The 15,443-nt window shown below is 42.1% G+C and carries 13 protein-coding genes; 9 read left to right on the top strand and 4 right to left on the bottom strand.

All coding sequences use genetic code 11. The features are described from left to right. The first annotated feature begins 60 nt into the window (after nt 1-60). The 8 genes from FLP08_RS06355 (at nt 61) to FLP08_RS06320 (ending at nt 11,355) form a co-directional block, all read left to right on the top strand. Entirely contained in the window at nt 61-1,254 is a 1,194-nt protein-coding gene (locus FLP08_RS06355) for a glycosyltransferase family 4 protein (protein ID WP_156275141.1), read from the top strand. A 61-nt stretch (nt 1,255-1,315) separates the two neighbouring features. After that, the gene (locus FLP08_RS06350; protein ID WP_156275139.1) at nt 1,316-2,365 is read left to right on the top strand and encodes a hypothetical protein; all 1,050 of its coding nucleotides are present in this window, start codon (nt 1,316-1,318) and stop codon (nt 2,363-2,365) included. 370 nt (nt 2,366-2,735) lie between these two features. Further along, nucleotides 2,736-3,533, top strand: coding sequence for a YjbH domain-containing protein (locus tag FLP08_RS06345; protein WP_156275137.1), 798 nt, complete (start codon nt 2,736-2,738; stop codon nt 3,531-3,533). Continuing rightward, nucleotides 3,514-4,644 (top strand): YjbH domain-containing protein, encoded by a 1,131-nt coding sequence (locus FLP08_RS06340; RefSeq protein WP_156275135.1) that lies wholly within the window; start codon nt 3,514-3,516, stop codon nt 4,642-4,644. Before FLP08_RS06345 ends, FLP08_RS06340 begins: the two co-directional genes overlap by 20 nt. A gap of 260 nt (nt 4,645-4,904) precedes the next feature. Next, entirely contained in the window at nt 4,905-5,663 is a 759-nt protein-coding gene (locus FLP08_RS06335) for a polysaccharide biosynthesis/export family protein (RefSeq protein WP_156275133.1), read from the top strand. Between the two features lie 2 nt (nt 5,664-5,665). Beyond that, a complete protein-coding gene (locus FLP08_RS06330; RefSeq protein WP_156275131.1) occupies nt 5,666-8,053 on the top strand; it encodes a GumC family protein in 2,388 nt (795 codons plus the stop codon). A 561-nt stretch (nt 8,054-8,614) separates the two neighbouring features. Continuing rightward, nucleotides 8,615-10,942, top strand: coding sequence for a PAS domain S-box protein (locus FLP08_RS06325; RefSeq protein ID WP_238388456.1), 2,328 nt, complete (start codon nt 8,615-8,617; stop codon nt 10,940-10,942). Next, entirely contained in the window at nt 10,939-11,355 is a 417-nt protein-coding gene (locus FLP08_RS06320; protein ID WP_156275127.1) for a response regulator, read from the top strand. The genes FLP08_RS06325 and FLP08_RS06320 overlap by 4 nt, the downstream gene beginning before the upstream one ends. 26 nt (nt 11,356-11,381) lie before the next feature. Here the strand turns inward: FLP08_RS06320 and FLP08_RS06315 are convergent, their stop codons facing one another. From FLP08_RS06315 to FLP08_RS06305, 3 genes are all read right to left on the bottom strand, one after another. Beyond that, on the bottom strand, nt 11,382-11,711 hold the full coding sequence (locus tag FLP08_RS06315; RefSeq protein WP_156275125.1) for a hypothetical protein: 330 nt from the start codon (nt 11,709-11,711) through the stop codon (nt 11,382-11,384). 126 nt (nt 11,712-11,837) lie between these two features. Beyond that, nucleotides 11,838-12,464, bottom strand: coding sequence for a metallophosphatase domain-containing protein (locus FLP08_RS06310; protein ID WP_156275123.1), 627 nt, complete (start codon nt 12,462-12,464; stop codon nt 11,838-11,840). An 86-nt stretch (nt 12,465-12,550) separates the two neighbouring features. After that, entirely contained in the window at nt 12,551-12,751 is a 201-nt protein-coding gene (locus tag FLP08_RS06305) for a hypothetical protein (RefSeq protein WP_341484978.1), read from the bottom strand. A gap of 216 nt (nt 12,752-12,967) precedes the next feature. Between FLP08_RS06305 and FLP08_RS06300 the strand changes: the two genes are divergently transcribed. Further along, nucleotides 12,968-14,491: a hypothetical protein gene (locus tag FLP08_RS06300; RefSeq protein WP_156275119.1), complete on the top strand. Its 1,524-nt coding sequence runs from the start codon at nt 12,968-12,970 to the stop codon at nt 14,489-14,491. Here the strand turns inward: FLP08_RS06300 and FLP08_RS06295 are convergent. Further along, nucleotides 14,488-15,315, bottom strand: a complete 828-nt coding sequence (locus tag FLP08_RS06295) for a universal stress protein (protein WP_156275117.1) — start codon at nt 15,313-15,315, stop codon at nt 14,488-14,490. The two genes, FLP08_RS06300 and FLP08_RS06295, sit on opposite strands and share 4 nt — an antisense overlap. Nucleotides 15,316-15,443 lie beyond the last annotated feature (128 nt).

Genomic DNA, 15,443 nt, shown 5'->3' with positions numbered 1-15,443 from the left:
CTAATACTTATTGCCCTACCGATAGGTTTATAATTTTAAGACCAATATCAACCTAATCCTATGAACATTTTAGACCACCAGGTACTTCTAGATCTCTTCCGGGGCTATTATGCAATTTTTGCCGCTGGAACTTTTCTATTGGCATTTTGTTTAACCTGGTATTTTATCCCAAAGGTATTATGGGTAACCAAAGAGAAAAAATTGGTTACAGAGATCAATCACCGCAGTTCCCATAAGCTTGAGGTACCCTCCTTTGGAGGAGTAGCTTTTTTCCTGGTATTGATACTTATTATCAGTGTTTTGCAAAGTCTGCGAACTTCTTTTACCGGAAATCATTTGATTATTGGATTGACCTTTCTTTTTATGGCAGGTTTAAAGGATGACCTTGTTGTTTCTTCGGCAAAACTTAAATTTATAAGTCAGGTCTTTGCCGCAGGCTTTATCATTTTTTCCCCGGAGTTGAGCATGCTCGACCTGCATGGTTTTTTAGGGATAGGGGAAATCCCTTTAATTATTGGCTATGGTTTAAAGCTATTGATCGTGGTCGCCCTTATCAACGCCTATAATTTAATTGATGGGATAGATGGCCTGGCCGGAATCGCCGGAATAGTGATCTGCAGCATATTCGCACTAGCTTTCTACCTGGTTAGAGAACCCTATTTTGTATTGCTAAGTGTTAGTGCCGTGGGTATACTGGCTGCTTTTTTAAGGTATAATTTTTCCAATAGTCACCGCAAGATGTTCATGGGGGATGGGGGTTCATTGATCATAGGTTTTCTTATCGCTTTTCTTAGTCTCAAGATCCTGGTGATGCCGGAATCTCCGGAATTGTTGAAAATTGGCTTCCTGCCAGAGAACAGGGCCCTTTTTGTGCTGGCGGTACTTTTTCTTCCCATTTTCGATACCTTAAGAGTGATCCTAATTCGCTTAAGCGATGGCAAGTCTCCTTTTGAGGCAGACCGTAATCACCTGCATCACGTACTACTGGACAATAATTTGTCTCATAAAAAGGCCAGTTTAGTTCTTGGTGGCCTTAATATTCTTATAATTGCGGTTTGTATCCTGGTAAGCCGGGAACTGAACAGTCTTTGGATGAGTGCATTCTGTATTTTTCTTTTTTTAGTGGTGGGAGTGATGTTCGAGATGCTCAAGAAAAGGGCTCAGGAATTGAAGCAAGCTGAACCGAGAAGACCTAAAGGAATTAGGGTACAGTTAAGGGAACTGGTAAGGGAGAACAGCTTTTTTAGTCTTTAGATATTAAAACTTTTATTAATTAAATACTCTTTCAATTATCAATTTTTATTAAACCAATCTTATGAAATTAAATTTTTTACGCTCCACCGCCAGGCCGGCACTTTTTTTCAGCCTTGCCCTGGCTGGCTTATTGTTAGTTAACTGTAGTAAAGATGATGATAACCCACCAGAATACGATTTCGAAGACCAGTTTGAAGACCTGGACGAATTACCAGATGTGGATGATCCAGATCCTGAAATTACTGAACCTAATACAGGGAAAGTAGAGGAATCTGCGGCCAAGCAGGATCTTACCAACGATCTTGCCGATGGTGGAGATCTTAGTACCGAGACCGAACAAAGCCTTGAAGCTGTTGGGGATTTTTCAGAAACACTTTCTCTGGAAAATCAGCAGGCGGCAGCAGATCTTACCTCAGAGAAGATCGAGGAAATATTTAATGCAGAAGAGCTGAGTTCCGATCTTCAGGACCTGGAGGCTGCGTTGGAGAACGCTCCGGCCGAAGTTCTAAATTTACTTCCGGTAATAGACCTTGGGGATAACCTTGTAGTGACCGAAGGAAGTTCTGTTGTTCAAAATGATTTCACTCGCGGTAAAGCTTCTACCAAACAGCAAACTTCTGGTTGTGAGGCAGCGGCCCAGGCAGCTTACGAAAAGGCCATGGCCGATCCTATTGCCAAGCACGAGGAAAACCTTGGGATCATAGAAGCCAATTATGTAAGAAGAGTAGGAGAGGCTGAGCTTCGCGCAGATAACAGGCTGGAAGCCCTGAACCAGACCTATGAAGACTATAAATCTCAATTCCAGGCTGCAGCTATCCAATTACTGGAACTTGCCGATAGTTACGCTGATACTAACCCTGATATTGCTGAAGAAATCAGGGAACTAGCCCTTATCTTTACCGTAAGTTCAAGACAGGCTCTTAAAGAATGGTATGCGGCTGGAGTTTCTACGATCAATCAGAAGGAAATCCTTGAAGTACAAACTGCAGAGGAGATTCGAGATGAAAAACTGGAGATCGAGAACGCTAATTTCGAAGCCATTAAAGAAGAGGCCCAGAATAAGCTGCAAGCAGCACTTAACGAATGCCACGATCAGGGATCTGGTAGTTAGAAAGCATTAAAAAATTTAAAGGGTTGTTTCCCATTTATATTGTTGGTTCAACAGGAAAGCTGGAACGAGTTCAGCTTGTCGAATCTACTTTAAAACCCGGGAAACAACTCTTTTGTTTTTAAATCATTCCTTTTACAGAAAGTCTGGAGATAGCTTCGTTATTTTCACAATGATGGCTGAAGCCTAAAGGCAGCTCCAGCCCGCCGACCTACACTAATGCTTCGGTGAATAAGCAAACAACCTTAGACATTGGTCAATATCAATGAACAATAAACAAGAGAAATTTTTTCGGATACTCGATTGAGTTCTCAGAGTTCATTTCTAACATCTCATTTCTAATATCTCAATACTCAATACTAACTGCCACAGAATGCGTTCCCGCATACTTCTATTTTTTTTATTATCCTTCCTGGCGTTCAAATCACTTGCTCAGGTGAACATCATGGGAAAGCCCGGTTATATCAATACGCCTTCGGCGAATTGGAATACGGACAGACCTTTGGGAATTACTTTTAGCCACCTGCCGGGAGACTATAGCATGTTCGGGAATGAAAAGACCGATGTGAATTTCTATAGTTTCAGAGCTTCCCTTACTTCGTTTTTCGAGGTTAACCTAAGTGTAGCTCATCGCCCTGCTAAAGCTGAGATCGATAAGCTGGGTGTTGGAGATCGGCAGCTAGATTTCAGGTTCAGGCTTTCCAAGGAGCGTGAATTTTTACCGGCTATAGTACTGGGGTGGACCCCACCTGGATCGGTTGCGCCTTACCTTACCCACGACTATTTGCTGGCTACCAAAAATTTTAAAACCAACTTAGGACGATTACAGCTTACTGTAGGCTTTGGATCTCCCTACGTTTTTCTGAAAAAAACTGGAAGTGATTCCTATTTTGATCTTGAGATAAAAAAGAAATCCCAGGTCAATCTGAATGCTGAATACCTGAGTGGCTTTTTTTCCGCCATTAGCTACAGCCCGGTAGATTTTGCCGGCGTCATGATGGAATATGATTCTAACAGCCTGAACGGGGGAATCTACATAAAACCTTTTAACTGGTTATCACTCCAGGCCCATACCTATGAAGCTAAAGCCTGGGGGTTTACGGCTGGACTGAACCTCTCCTTATCTAAATCTCCAAAAAGCTTAAGAGCCTATGAAGACAGGATGGATTAAAATCCTTTTACTTTTTTGTAGTCTGCAGGTTTTCTCCCAGCAATTGGAGGATAAGCTATGGCAGGCAGGCTTTGAGAATGTGCTAATCCAGGAGCAACGGGACAGTCTGAATGTTTTTTTCGAAAACCGTGAATTCAGGAATCCGGGGCATAGTATTTATTTTGCTGAACTTATCTCCGGGAAGGAGACAGAGATCAACAATACTAACATCACGTGGCTGCCTTTGTATCATAATAAGCTGGTAGGGGCGTATGAAGCATCCAGCTTTCAGCTTACAACTATAAGCCAGCAGCAAAGAGAATTCTTTAATAGGAATAATAAGCCTTTTAAAAATTACCGATTTAGTTTCAGACTTCATCCAGAAGTGGTTTCACGGTTTGGATATTATTCCGATCCTTTTGAGACCAAGTTCAATATGATCCTGGATACCCGGGTCTATCTGGCCCAGGGCCTGAGTCTGCAAACCGGCATCACTATTCCCATTGTTAACAACCTGGATAATCACGGGATGAAATTGCGTGCAGCACCTACCATGCTGCATTATTTCACCCAGCCCTGGAATGCCCACTTTTTTAGCTTTAGCGCCGGTACTTTTTATAATGATCGCTACGGTTTTGATTTGGAATATAGATATGACCAACTGGATTCTTCCTGGAGTTTTGGCTTTGCCGTCGGGCTAACTGGCTTTTACCGCTTATATGGACTTGAATATTCCTCTGAACCCATGGATAAGCTTTACGGGGTTGTGGATGTGGAATGGAGGACCGGCATCGAAAATACCAGTTTAAAATTAAGTGCCGGGCAGTTTCTGTATGAGGATAGGGGAGCCAGGCTGGACCTGATCAAACAATTCCCCATGGCCGAGATAGGTTTATTTGCAGCCCGTACCGATATTGGTACTTCCGGTGGGTTTCAATTCGCTTTTTCACTCTGGCCGGGAAAAATAATACGGGGCAAAAAACTTGAGCTTAGAACAACCGAGGAGTTTCGCTGGGAATACACCTATAATAACGAGGATCCTGTAGCGAGACAATTCCGGATCGGCATGCCCCGACTGTCTGATGTGTTAAGGAATTATAATGAAGCCTGGATAAAGCAATTAGGTAATTAGATAATTTGAAAATCTGGTAATTTGAGAATGCTTTGGAGATGGGATAATATATACCTGGTTCAATGAAGAAAAGTCTTTATTAAATTTATGGTACTCCTGATTTGATAAGACCCACAACCCACAACAAACAATAAATAACAAACAAAAAATACCTACGCTTAAGGTTTACAGCTTATCGCTTTAGGCCTGGAACATAAACGTTAAAAAATTGTGAATTTTTGTTGAATGAATGCTATATTCGCAACCCGAAATTACTACTAATGAATATCTTTAAAATCGTACAGGTGATTCTTTGCCTGTTACTTATAACATCATGTGTTTCTAAAAAGAAGGTGGCTTACTTCCAGAACCTGGAAAACCAGAAAAGCCTGCCTAATAATATTGAAATTCAGCCAGACGATCTTCTAACCATAAGAGTTTCTGCTCCCGAACAGGAAGCTGCGCTGCCTTTTAATTTAACCAAAACAGTTGGCGGAGGTGGTAATATGGGAAATGCCAATGTGGAACTGGAAACCTATATGGTCTCTAATGATGGAACTATTGAATTTCCGGTGATTGGGACTGTAGAGGTACAGGGGTATACCAGTATTGAGCTAGCCTCTAAAATAAAGGAATTGGTTTCGCCTTATGTTAAAGATCCTATAGTGAATGTGCGGATTCTGAACTTTAAGATCAGCGTACTTGGGGAAGTGCGATCTCCAGGGCTGTACAAGGTCGAAGATGATTATATAAGCCTGCCTCAGGCTCTGAGTATGGCCGGTGACATTATGATCTCAGGTAAGCGCAAGAACGTGCTGGTGATGCGCGAAGGAAAAAATGGAGAGAAGAGGCACGCCTACCTGGACCTAACCGATGCAAATGTGATAAATTCCCCGTTTTACAATTTACAGCAGAATGACGTGGTTTATGTAGAGCCAACCGGTGCCGCAAAACAGGGTGCAGGATATCTTGGCACTGTTTCCAGATATCTGGGAGTGGCATCTGTGGCGATTTCGTTAGTATTATTATTTACAAATTAATCATGGCACAAGATCAAAGAAATATTCAGGCCAGAGCCAGCGAAATTAATATCAGGGAAGAGCTTGAAAAGTATCTGAGATACTGGCCCTGGTTCGTTTTGAGTGCGCTATTGGCACTTCTTATTGCGTTTTTCTACTTACAACACACCTCAAGGGTTTATTCGGCCTCGGCCAGTGTTATCATCAAAGACGGTAAAAACAGCCAGAATTCTGAAATGGCTGCATTCCAGGATCTGGGATTGTTCAACGGAATGAATTCTAATTCTATAGAGAACGAGATTGGGCTTATGAAAAGCCGCGGGCTGATGAGGAATGTGGTAAACGCCCTCGACCTTAATATCACTTACCATGATGCTGATGCCTTGAGAAATTCTGAGTTGTATGAGGTAAGTCCGGTGGAAATAAAAGTTCTCAGTAGGAAGAATAAGGATGATGCAATTTACTATGAATACAAGATAAGCCGGAGTGGAGACGGAATTATCATAAGCAACCTGTCTAATGGAAATGAGGTTTCTGCCAAATTGGGTAAGCCAGTAGATCTGGATTTTGGAGTTGTCAGTATTCAGGAAAATGAGAATATCTCATGGGCAGGTTATCCGGGAGAGATCATATTTAAAGTGCACCCGGTTTTGAATCTTGCCAAACATTACAGTAATTCTCTGGCGGTAAGTCTCAAGGAGAAGAACTCAAGTTTGATCGAATTGAGCCTGAATGATCCGGTTAGAAAGAAAGCAGAGGATATATTAGATCAGCTCATTCTTGAATATAACCGTGAAACTATAGAAGATAAGAACCTCGTAGCTACCAATACAGCTAATTTTATAGATGAAAGATTAAAAATAATCAATGGAGAATTGGATTCTGTAGAATCAGGAAAAGTTGAATTCAAAGAGCAGAACAGGTTAACCGATATACAGAGTGAGTCACAAATGTATGTGGAATCGGCTAAGGAGTATCGTATAAAGCAGGAAAGGCTTGCGACACAGCTGGAGCTGGTGAATGCAGTGCTTTCTTATATTTCTGATGAAAGCTCTTCAGACCTGCTTCCTGCAAATCTTGGCATAGAAGAAGCTAATGTTAATGAGGCTATCTCGCAATATAATGATATTGTTCTGGAACGTAACCGGATCCTGGCTGGCTCTAGTGAATTGAATCCGGTAGTGAAAAAGCTGAATGCCGAAATTTCTCAATTGGAGAGTAATATAGTTCGCAGTTTAAATCAATTAAAGAAGAACCTGAATATCACCAAGAGTAACCTGGATCAGCAGGTGGCTTCGGTAGGATCGAGAATATCTTCAGTGCCTTCCCAGGAAAAACAGTTCCGCGGGATCGAACGTCAGCAGCAAATCAAGGAATCTTTATATCTTTTCCTGCTTCAGAAAAGAGAGGAAAATTCTTTGTCGCTGGCAGTTACTGCCCCTAAAGCAAAAATTGTTGATACCGCTTTGAGTTCAAATATACCAGTGTCTCCTAATATTAGGAGTATCTACCTAACCGCACTTTTACTGGGCCTTGGCGTACCATTTGCTTTCTTTTACATCAGGAACCTGTTGAACAATAAGGTAGAAAGCAGGACCGATCTTGAGGATATAATATCAAACGTCTCCATAGTTGGAGAGATACCGCGTATAGGCAAAGGAATGGCTGAACTGATCGAAAAAAATGACAGGTCGGTACTTGCGGAATCCTTCAGGATATTACATACCAATCTTCAGTATTTGCTGGTCAACAGTGGAAACAAGAAAAAAGGTGTGAAGATCTTTATAACTTCTACTATAAAAGGTGAGGGAAAAACCTTCATTGCTTTTAATACGGCAACCACCCTGGCCAACTCAGGAAAGAAAGTTCTTATCATGGGGGCAGATCTTCGAAATCCACAGCTTCAGCGTTTTGAAGCCGGTGCCAAACACTGGCAGGGGGTTAGTGATTATCTGGCCAATGAAGAACTGGAGTTGAACAGGCTGATAAAGAAATCGAGTCTTCATGAGAATCTTGATCTGCTTTCTTCAGGTTCCATTCCTCCCAATCCCTCTGAACTTTTAAGGCATTCTAAAACCAAAAATCTTTTTGAGAACCTGGAGGAAGCCTACGATTATATTATCGTTGATACAGCGCCTTCTATGTTGGTTTCTGATACATTCCTGATAAATGATTATGCCGACCTAACGCTTTACGTGGTTAGGGCTGGGTTTACGGAAAGGAAACTTCTGGATTTCCCTGAAAATTCCAGGAAGGAAGGCAAGCTTCAGAACCTTAGCTTTATTTTGAATGATGTAAAGGCAGCCAATTTTGGTTATGGAAATAAATACGGATATGCATACGGCTACGCCTATGGAGACGAGAATGATAATTTCTGGAGAAAACTGAAAAATAGAGCTGCTTTTTGGTAGAATCTGAAAATTAATAGAATTACAACCCGGCCTTGCGTCGGGTTTTTTGTTTGCTTAGGTTGTCTTTGTTTTGCCATAATAATATATGGATCAAGGTATCCTTGCTAAATCAATTAAGGGCTTTAGCCGCGAATTCACGAGTTTTTGAAGTAAGCTTTTTTTTAGAGATGCTGAAACAAGTTCAGCATGACGGGTGTAAATAGTGGAGTAGCCGTCACCCTGAATTCATTTCAGGATCTTTTGATATTCCATCAAAATCTGTTCTAAAAACCTTTTTAGACCATTCTGACGTTTCTGAAACTTTAAAAAAACCTGATTCGTAATTAGTAACAATTAAGAAAAAGATTTCTCAGTCGCTGCTCTCCTTCGAAATGACAATAAGCCCCAAACAAGCAATAAACAATGAACAATAAATAAGTTTTTTTCAGATATCAATACTAACATCTCACTACTAAATTCTAAGTTTCATGTTCACAATTAATTAAATTATATTTGCCTGCCCGAATTTCTGATGGTCACCGAATTTCAGTTTTCGAAATGCTGATCTAAATGACAAAGACTATGCCCCCAAATACCTCCAGGAAGCCTTTAATGGTTGGCCTGCTCGCTGCAATATTCTTTCTTGCGCTGGGATTTTTTATGCTTTGGCAACGCTACCAGATCCTGCTGGAAACCCGGGAAAAGGAAATGACCGGAATGATAGACCTGGTGGAGCAGAACATAGACCAATCGCTCAAATACAGCTACTCCGCGGCACTTTCCCTGGCTTTACAAATAGATAATGATGGTGAGATTCGAGATTTCGACAGGATCGCCTCGCAGATCGTGGATGGTAACCCTAACATCGATGCCATAGAAATTGTACCCGGAGGGGTTATTACCCAGGTTTACCCATACGGGGAAAACAAAGAAGCCATCGGCTATGACATTCTCAAGGATTCCACCCGTAACGAGGAGGCTTATAAGGCCATAGAAAGCAGGAAGATGTTTTTCGCGGGACCGCTGAAATTAAAACAGGGTGGCCTGGCCATTGTTGGCCGCTTGCCCGTTTTCATAGATAATGAATTCTGGGGCTTTTCTGCCGTGATCATCGATTTTGATAATCTTATAGCCCAATCTGGAGTACAGGACCTGGCGGCTGGCAAATTCGAATTCAAGTTCTCCAAGGTAAACCCACTAACCGGAAAGGAAGAATTCTTCCTGGGAAGGGCTTCCGACCTTAAGAATTCACATTCAGAAAGTATTTTATTGCCCGATGGCGACTGGAAGATACATATTACCCCGGTGGAACCACATCAGCCCTTCTTTGCGGTGATCCCCGTGGCTTTTCTTATCCTGCTTATGGCGGCGGCCCTGGGCTGGATAATTTTTAATACCATGAAGCAGCCGGCCATCCTGGCTGCGAAGGTGAAAAAGCAGGCGGGAGACCTGGCGAAAAGCGAACTTCATTTCAGGACTATTTTCAACCAGGCGGCGATTGGAATGGCCAGGGTAGATTCCAATACCGGGAAGATACTTGAGACCAACAAAAGGTTTCAGCAGTTGCTGGGTTACGACAACAGCGAACTGGTGAAAAAGGACCATACGAGCATTTCCTATCCCGAGGACCGGCAGGAGAACGTTCAGCTGATGGACAGGCTTCGGAAGAACGAGATCAGGGAGTACAATCTAAAAAAGCGACTGGTTCGCAAGGACGGCGAGATCATCTGGATAAAACTGAATGTTTCCGCACTTTGGTCTGAAGGTGAACCTGCTTCTTCTCATATCGCCCTAGTGGAAGATATTTCAGCAAGGGTAAAGGCGCAAAGGGAGAGAGAGGAGAACGAAAAGCGCTTCCGTTCACTCGTGGAAAATTCCAGCGAGGTGATCCTTATCGTAGATACCAGGGGGCATACCGTATATTCTTCCCCGTCTCTAGAGAGGATCACCGGCTACCGGGAGTTGCCTACCATGGAAAACGAGATCTTTTCGCTTATCCATCCCGAGGATGCTCCCGGTTTGATAGAACAGTTCAAGGCTTCCAGGAATAACCCGGGATTTCCTTTTTCGGGCATCAAGATGAGGTTGCAGACCAAATGTGTGAAATACATCTGGGTAGAAGCTACCATCACCAATCTTACCCACGAGAAAAGTATCAATGGCTATGTGGTAAATTTCAGGGATATCACCGGGAAGCAGGAGGCTGAACTCAACCTTATAAAATCTTATGATTTTGTGATGGAGCAGAATAAGCGATTGCTGAATTTCGCCTATATAGTTTCCCATAACCTGCGTTCGCATTCCAGTAATCTGGAATCTATTCTCGAGCTTTATGAAATTGAAAGTTGTCCTGATGAAAAGGAAAACTACATTAGTTTGCTGGGGAATGTCTCCAAAAACCTGAATGAATCGCTGTACGATCTTAACGAGGTGGTTTCCATCAACAATAACCTGGACATAAATGTGGAGCTTTTAAATGTTGGAGATTATCTGGATAGGACCCTGGAAGTATTGCAACTGCAAATAGAAAAGAAGGATGCTGAGATCAAGATCGACCTTCCGGAAGAGATGCAGGTAGCTTTCAATGCTTCTTATATGGAGAGCGTCCTGCTCAATTTCCTCACCAATGCCTTAAGATATAGCCACCCACAGCGAAACCCTGAAATAGAAATTTTTGGTTACCGGGAGAATGGTCACTGGATGCTGGAAATTTCAGATAACGGGATAGGCATAGACCTGGAGCAGCATGGGGATAAGGTTTTTGGTCTTTATAAGACCTTTACCGAGCGTAAGGATTCCAGGGGTGTTGGCCTTTTCATTACCAAGAACCAGATTAATGCCATGGGAGGCAGTGTTAGCGTGGAAAGCTCACCGGGGGTGGGTACAACTTTTAAAGTCTGTTTTAAATGAAAAAGAGTGTATGGGTAATAGACGATGACGAGATCTACCAGCTTATCATAAAAAAGCTGATCAGGAGGTCAGAGGTTTTCGAAGAGCAGTTATATTTTAGAAGTGCCAGGGAGGTCCTGGAACAACTGGATTCTTCCCAGGTCTTTCTTCCAGATGTCATTCTGCTGGATATAAATATGCCGATGCTGGATGGATGGCAGTTCATCGATAAATTAAAATCCAGGTATGAGGATTTTTCATGCAGGACTACTATCTATATAGTATCTTCTTCCATAGCTTATTCAGACAGGGAGAGGGCAGAGAGGTATCCCGAGGTTTCGGGCTTTATTTCCAAGCCTATGACCGTAGAGAAGCTGAGGAATATCGGCGAGGCTATCCATAAAAAAAAGCCCGGCGTAGGGACCAAGCTTTAGATTTTCGAGATTGGGGTAATCGAATTTTATGCCGCAGAGATCACGTTGAATTGATTCAGCAGGCTTTGATAAAAGAAAAGACTTTTTTCGTCTTTCTTAAGGCATGATTTCAGGAATCTCTCGATATCCTGGCATTCAAATGTAATGCTGGTATATTTTTTCTGTCCCACAGGAAGCTTAAGATCTATCGTTTGTTCTTTATAATCGATATTCACGTGTTTGGCTTCGAAATATTTCTTGATAATAGCGCGATGCAGGGTATGGAATTCCGATTTATTCGTATCCTTCTGGGTAATGCTATAAGAAATTAGATTTTTGACTTCGTCAATAATCTCCGGGGTAGTAATTCTATTCATAACTGTCTGATTCTTCATATTCACCATTGGCTAAATTACTATTAGACAGTATAAAAGCTGTTAAAAAAAATGTAATACTTCCCAGTTTAATAATTATTTAACTTCAGCAAGCCCGGTCTTAAGAAGTCATTGGGTGTGAGTATCTATGACCGCGGGGGAATGTACTGCCTGCAGCCTTTCATCGAGAACTGATAGGTTGGAATACCTGATGCCAGACCTTAGAACAGAGCCCGAACCATGGTGAATGTGTCCAAATAAATGATGAGATGGTTGGACAACTTTTAAAATTTGAGCCAATTCTTCGCAGCCCAGGTTAATTCCGCGGCTAATTTCGTCCAGAATGCCGAAGGCCGGGGTGTGGGTAATGAGGATATCTGTATCCTGCGGAATAAGTTCCCAGTGCTTTCTAATCTGTTCCCCGCGTTCCCGGTTAAATGCCCAGTTGGATAGTCCGGGTGTGACCGGTGAACCCCAGAATTTGATACCTTCTATTTCTACTCCATTATCTATTAGCAAGTGGATATTCGAAGGAATGTTCTTAAGGTATTCCGGTTTTTCAAAAAAGAAATCATGGTTTCCGGGTACCAGTAATTTATACTGGTGAGGCTGCCTGGAAAACCATTCCAGGAAATTCTTGGTTTCGTTCCGGGTACCTCCATCGGTACAGTCGCCGGCATGAATTAAAATGTCCCCATCCGGAATCGGGATCTGATGATGTTTGTTATGGGTGTCGGCAATACCTATTAGCCTCATTAAATAATTAGTATTTGGGATCAAGTTAAACAAAAAATCCACTGAAATTTTCAGTGGATCTTCCTGGTTTATGCTAAACCTTTATGCTATTCTTCTTTTTCTATTTCTAATTCTTCAGCTGCAGGGTCTAATTGAAAACTATCCCTGTCTGCAGGTAAGATCTTATTAATCGTTTTAAGCATACCAAAGGCAATGATCGCCGCGGTAACGGCAAAAAAGATGAACTTGATCAGTAAACTTTCACTGACCACTAAACTGTAAAAACCAAGGAATATCTCGGTGATCACAAACAAAATTTTTATTCCAACTTTTAAAAACATTTTCCTTTTATATCTGTCCCAAATATAGCATCCATTTATTATACCAAAAAAGCGCCGAACCAAGTTTGACAATTATTTAACTCTGGTAACTTCTGTCTTACAATCTTTTAAGTTAAAAAATCTTAAACCGGCTCTGAGAATGCCCCGGAATTGTAAATTGGTTTTCACAAAACCAATCTGAAATTGAAGAAATCCAAAAAACTTGCCATAGGTGTTCTAATAGGTATAGGTGTACTTGCGATAAGCCTGGTCGTTCTGAATAATTACCTGGAGGCAAGGATAAAGTCCAGCATAGAAGAGAATCTAAAGAAGGCGAATGCTACTTTTGAGAAGGTAGATGTGAAATTACTGGACCGCACGGCAGAGGTGATCAACCCGTTTATCCAGATAAAGGGAAAGACCCTTAAAGTAGATACCATTCTATTAAATGACATTCATCTTTGGGATTATATTTCGAATAAGGACATTATCATTGGTGACCTCAGGATCTCTAAACCGGTGGTGAAATTCTACAGGTTTGAGAAGGAAGCTAAAGACTCTGCTTCTGCCCGAAAAAGATCCAGCTTCAAAAACCGTATCCTTATTAAAAAGGTAAATGTGAGCCGGGGTGATTTCAGGATCTTCGAAAAGGATAGTAACGAGCACAGGCTTTATACCAGCCTTGCCTCGCTGAAGATGGAAAATGTTCGGGTGAATGCGAAGACCCTTAATGAAACTGTTCCTTTTAACTATGAGATCATCAGGCTGGAGGTAGACAGTATTTTCTACGACCTGGACCAGCAGCACGAACTGGCGATAGGCAAGTTCCTTATGCGGGACGAGAATGTGCAAATCAGCGATTTTAGGATCATTCCGAAATACTCTAAGGCCGGGCACCAAAAAACCATCAGGGTAGAGAAAGACCGGTATGATCTTAGCATAGACTCGATTTCATTTAACGATCTTAACTGGTCTGTACAGAATGATTCCTTGAAATTTCAGAATCCATTTACCCGAATTGCTGGGGTGAACTTTGATATCTACCGGGATAAGCTGCCGCCAGATGATAACTCTACCAAGCCTATGTACAGTAAAATGATAAGGCAGCTACCTTTTCTGTTGCAATTGGATAGTATTAAGATCCGGGATTCTTATATAAGATATGAAGAAAGGATACAGGCGGGCAGGCCTTCCGGCATAGTAGAATTTTCCAACTTAAACGGAACTATCTGGAACATTACCAACCTTGATCTTAGCAGGCAGGATTTTCCGGAGACCCGGGTAAAGGCCAGGGCCGATTTTATGAAGGCCGCTCCTTTAAGTATAGACTGGAAATTCGACATTAGCGACCCTACCGATGAATTTCAGATAAGCGGGGAGATGGGGCGTTTGCAGGCAGGGCAAATGAACAGGTTCCTTACTGCAGCCATGAATGTGGAGGCTTCCGGAGAAATACTGGACATGTATTTTAATTTCTACGGTAATAATGATTGGGCCAGGGGAGATATGAGGCTGAAGTATAAGGATTTTAAGATCGAGGTGCTCCGGAAGGACGGGCAACGAAAGAACAAGGTCATATCTGCACTCGCCAATCTAATTGTGCGCAACAAGGCGGTGAAGGGAGAGAAAACCCAAAAAGAGATCAACGTAGAAAGGGATAAGTCCAAATCTTTCTGGAACTACTTCTGGAACATGGTCAAGACCGGAGCCTTTAAATCTTTTATTTAGATCTTGAAGGTTACCACGGGCCGGTTGGAATGGTTTACCAGGTCTTCGCTTATACTGCCATTAAAGAAATGGGCCAGGCCCTTACGACCGTGGGTGCCAATACCAATGAGTCCCGCATCCAGCTTTTTGGCGAAATTCAGAATTCCCTGCTCTACGCTAACGTCGTTGTAGATATGCACTTCCAGATCTTTATGGTCGGTATTACCCATATATTTCTCCAATCTCTGCTGAGCTTCCTTACTGGTTAAGAAGTCATTTGGTGTATTCACGAACAGAAGATGCAGTTTGGCGCCCATGGTTTTGGCAAAATTCCGGGCCTTGGCCAGTAGCTCTTTATGTTTTGGGTTGGCATCTGTAGCGAAAATGAAATTTTGGATCTTAAAATCGGGGATCTCGTTCTTGATCACCAGTACCGGGATCTCCGAATGTCTTACCACTTTTTCGGTATTGGAGCCTATGAACATTTCCTGGAATCCGCTGGCGCCATGAGAACCCATCACGATAAGGTCGCAATTCTTCTCTTTTCCTATTTCCATGATCCCGTCAAAGGCTCGGTGGAACTCTACTACTTCATGTACCTTGATATCTTTCAGATAAGGTTCCTTCATGATCTTGGCGAATCTCTGGTGCGCCAGTTTCATAAAGAAAATGGCTTCCGGAATATTCTGGCTTCCACCGCCAACGGGATCGATCAGCTGCAGTGGTAATTCCAGCATATGCAGTAAATAGATCTCTCCGTCGAATTTTTTTGCTAATTGCGCGGCAACTTTTAAGGCCTTTTCAGCCTGGTCGCTGAAATCGGTGGGAACAAGAATATTTTTCATGACTGTAGTTAATAGCTTATGAGTGAATGCATTATTAAAATTACAAAGAATAATTTATCTCCTCTTAAATATTTCCTTTTTTATGGAAGCAGCCTCTTCAGAAATATTCTGAAAAGCGCCGGGCTGTG

Origin of the sequence: Christiangramia aestuarii, from assembly GCF_009735585.1 — a bacterium.
Classification (GTDB): domain Bacteria; phylum Bacteroidota; class Bacteroidia; order Flavobacteriales; family Flavobacteriaceae; genus Christiangramia; species Christiangramia aestuarii.
Note: the sequence above shows the minus strand (reverse complement) of the source record. Positions and strands in the feature narration are given on the sequence as shown.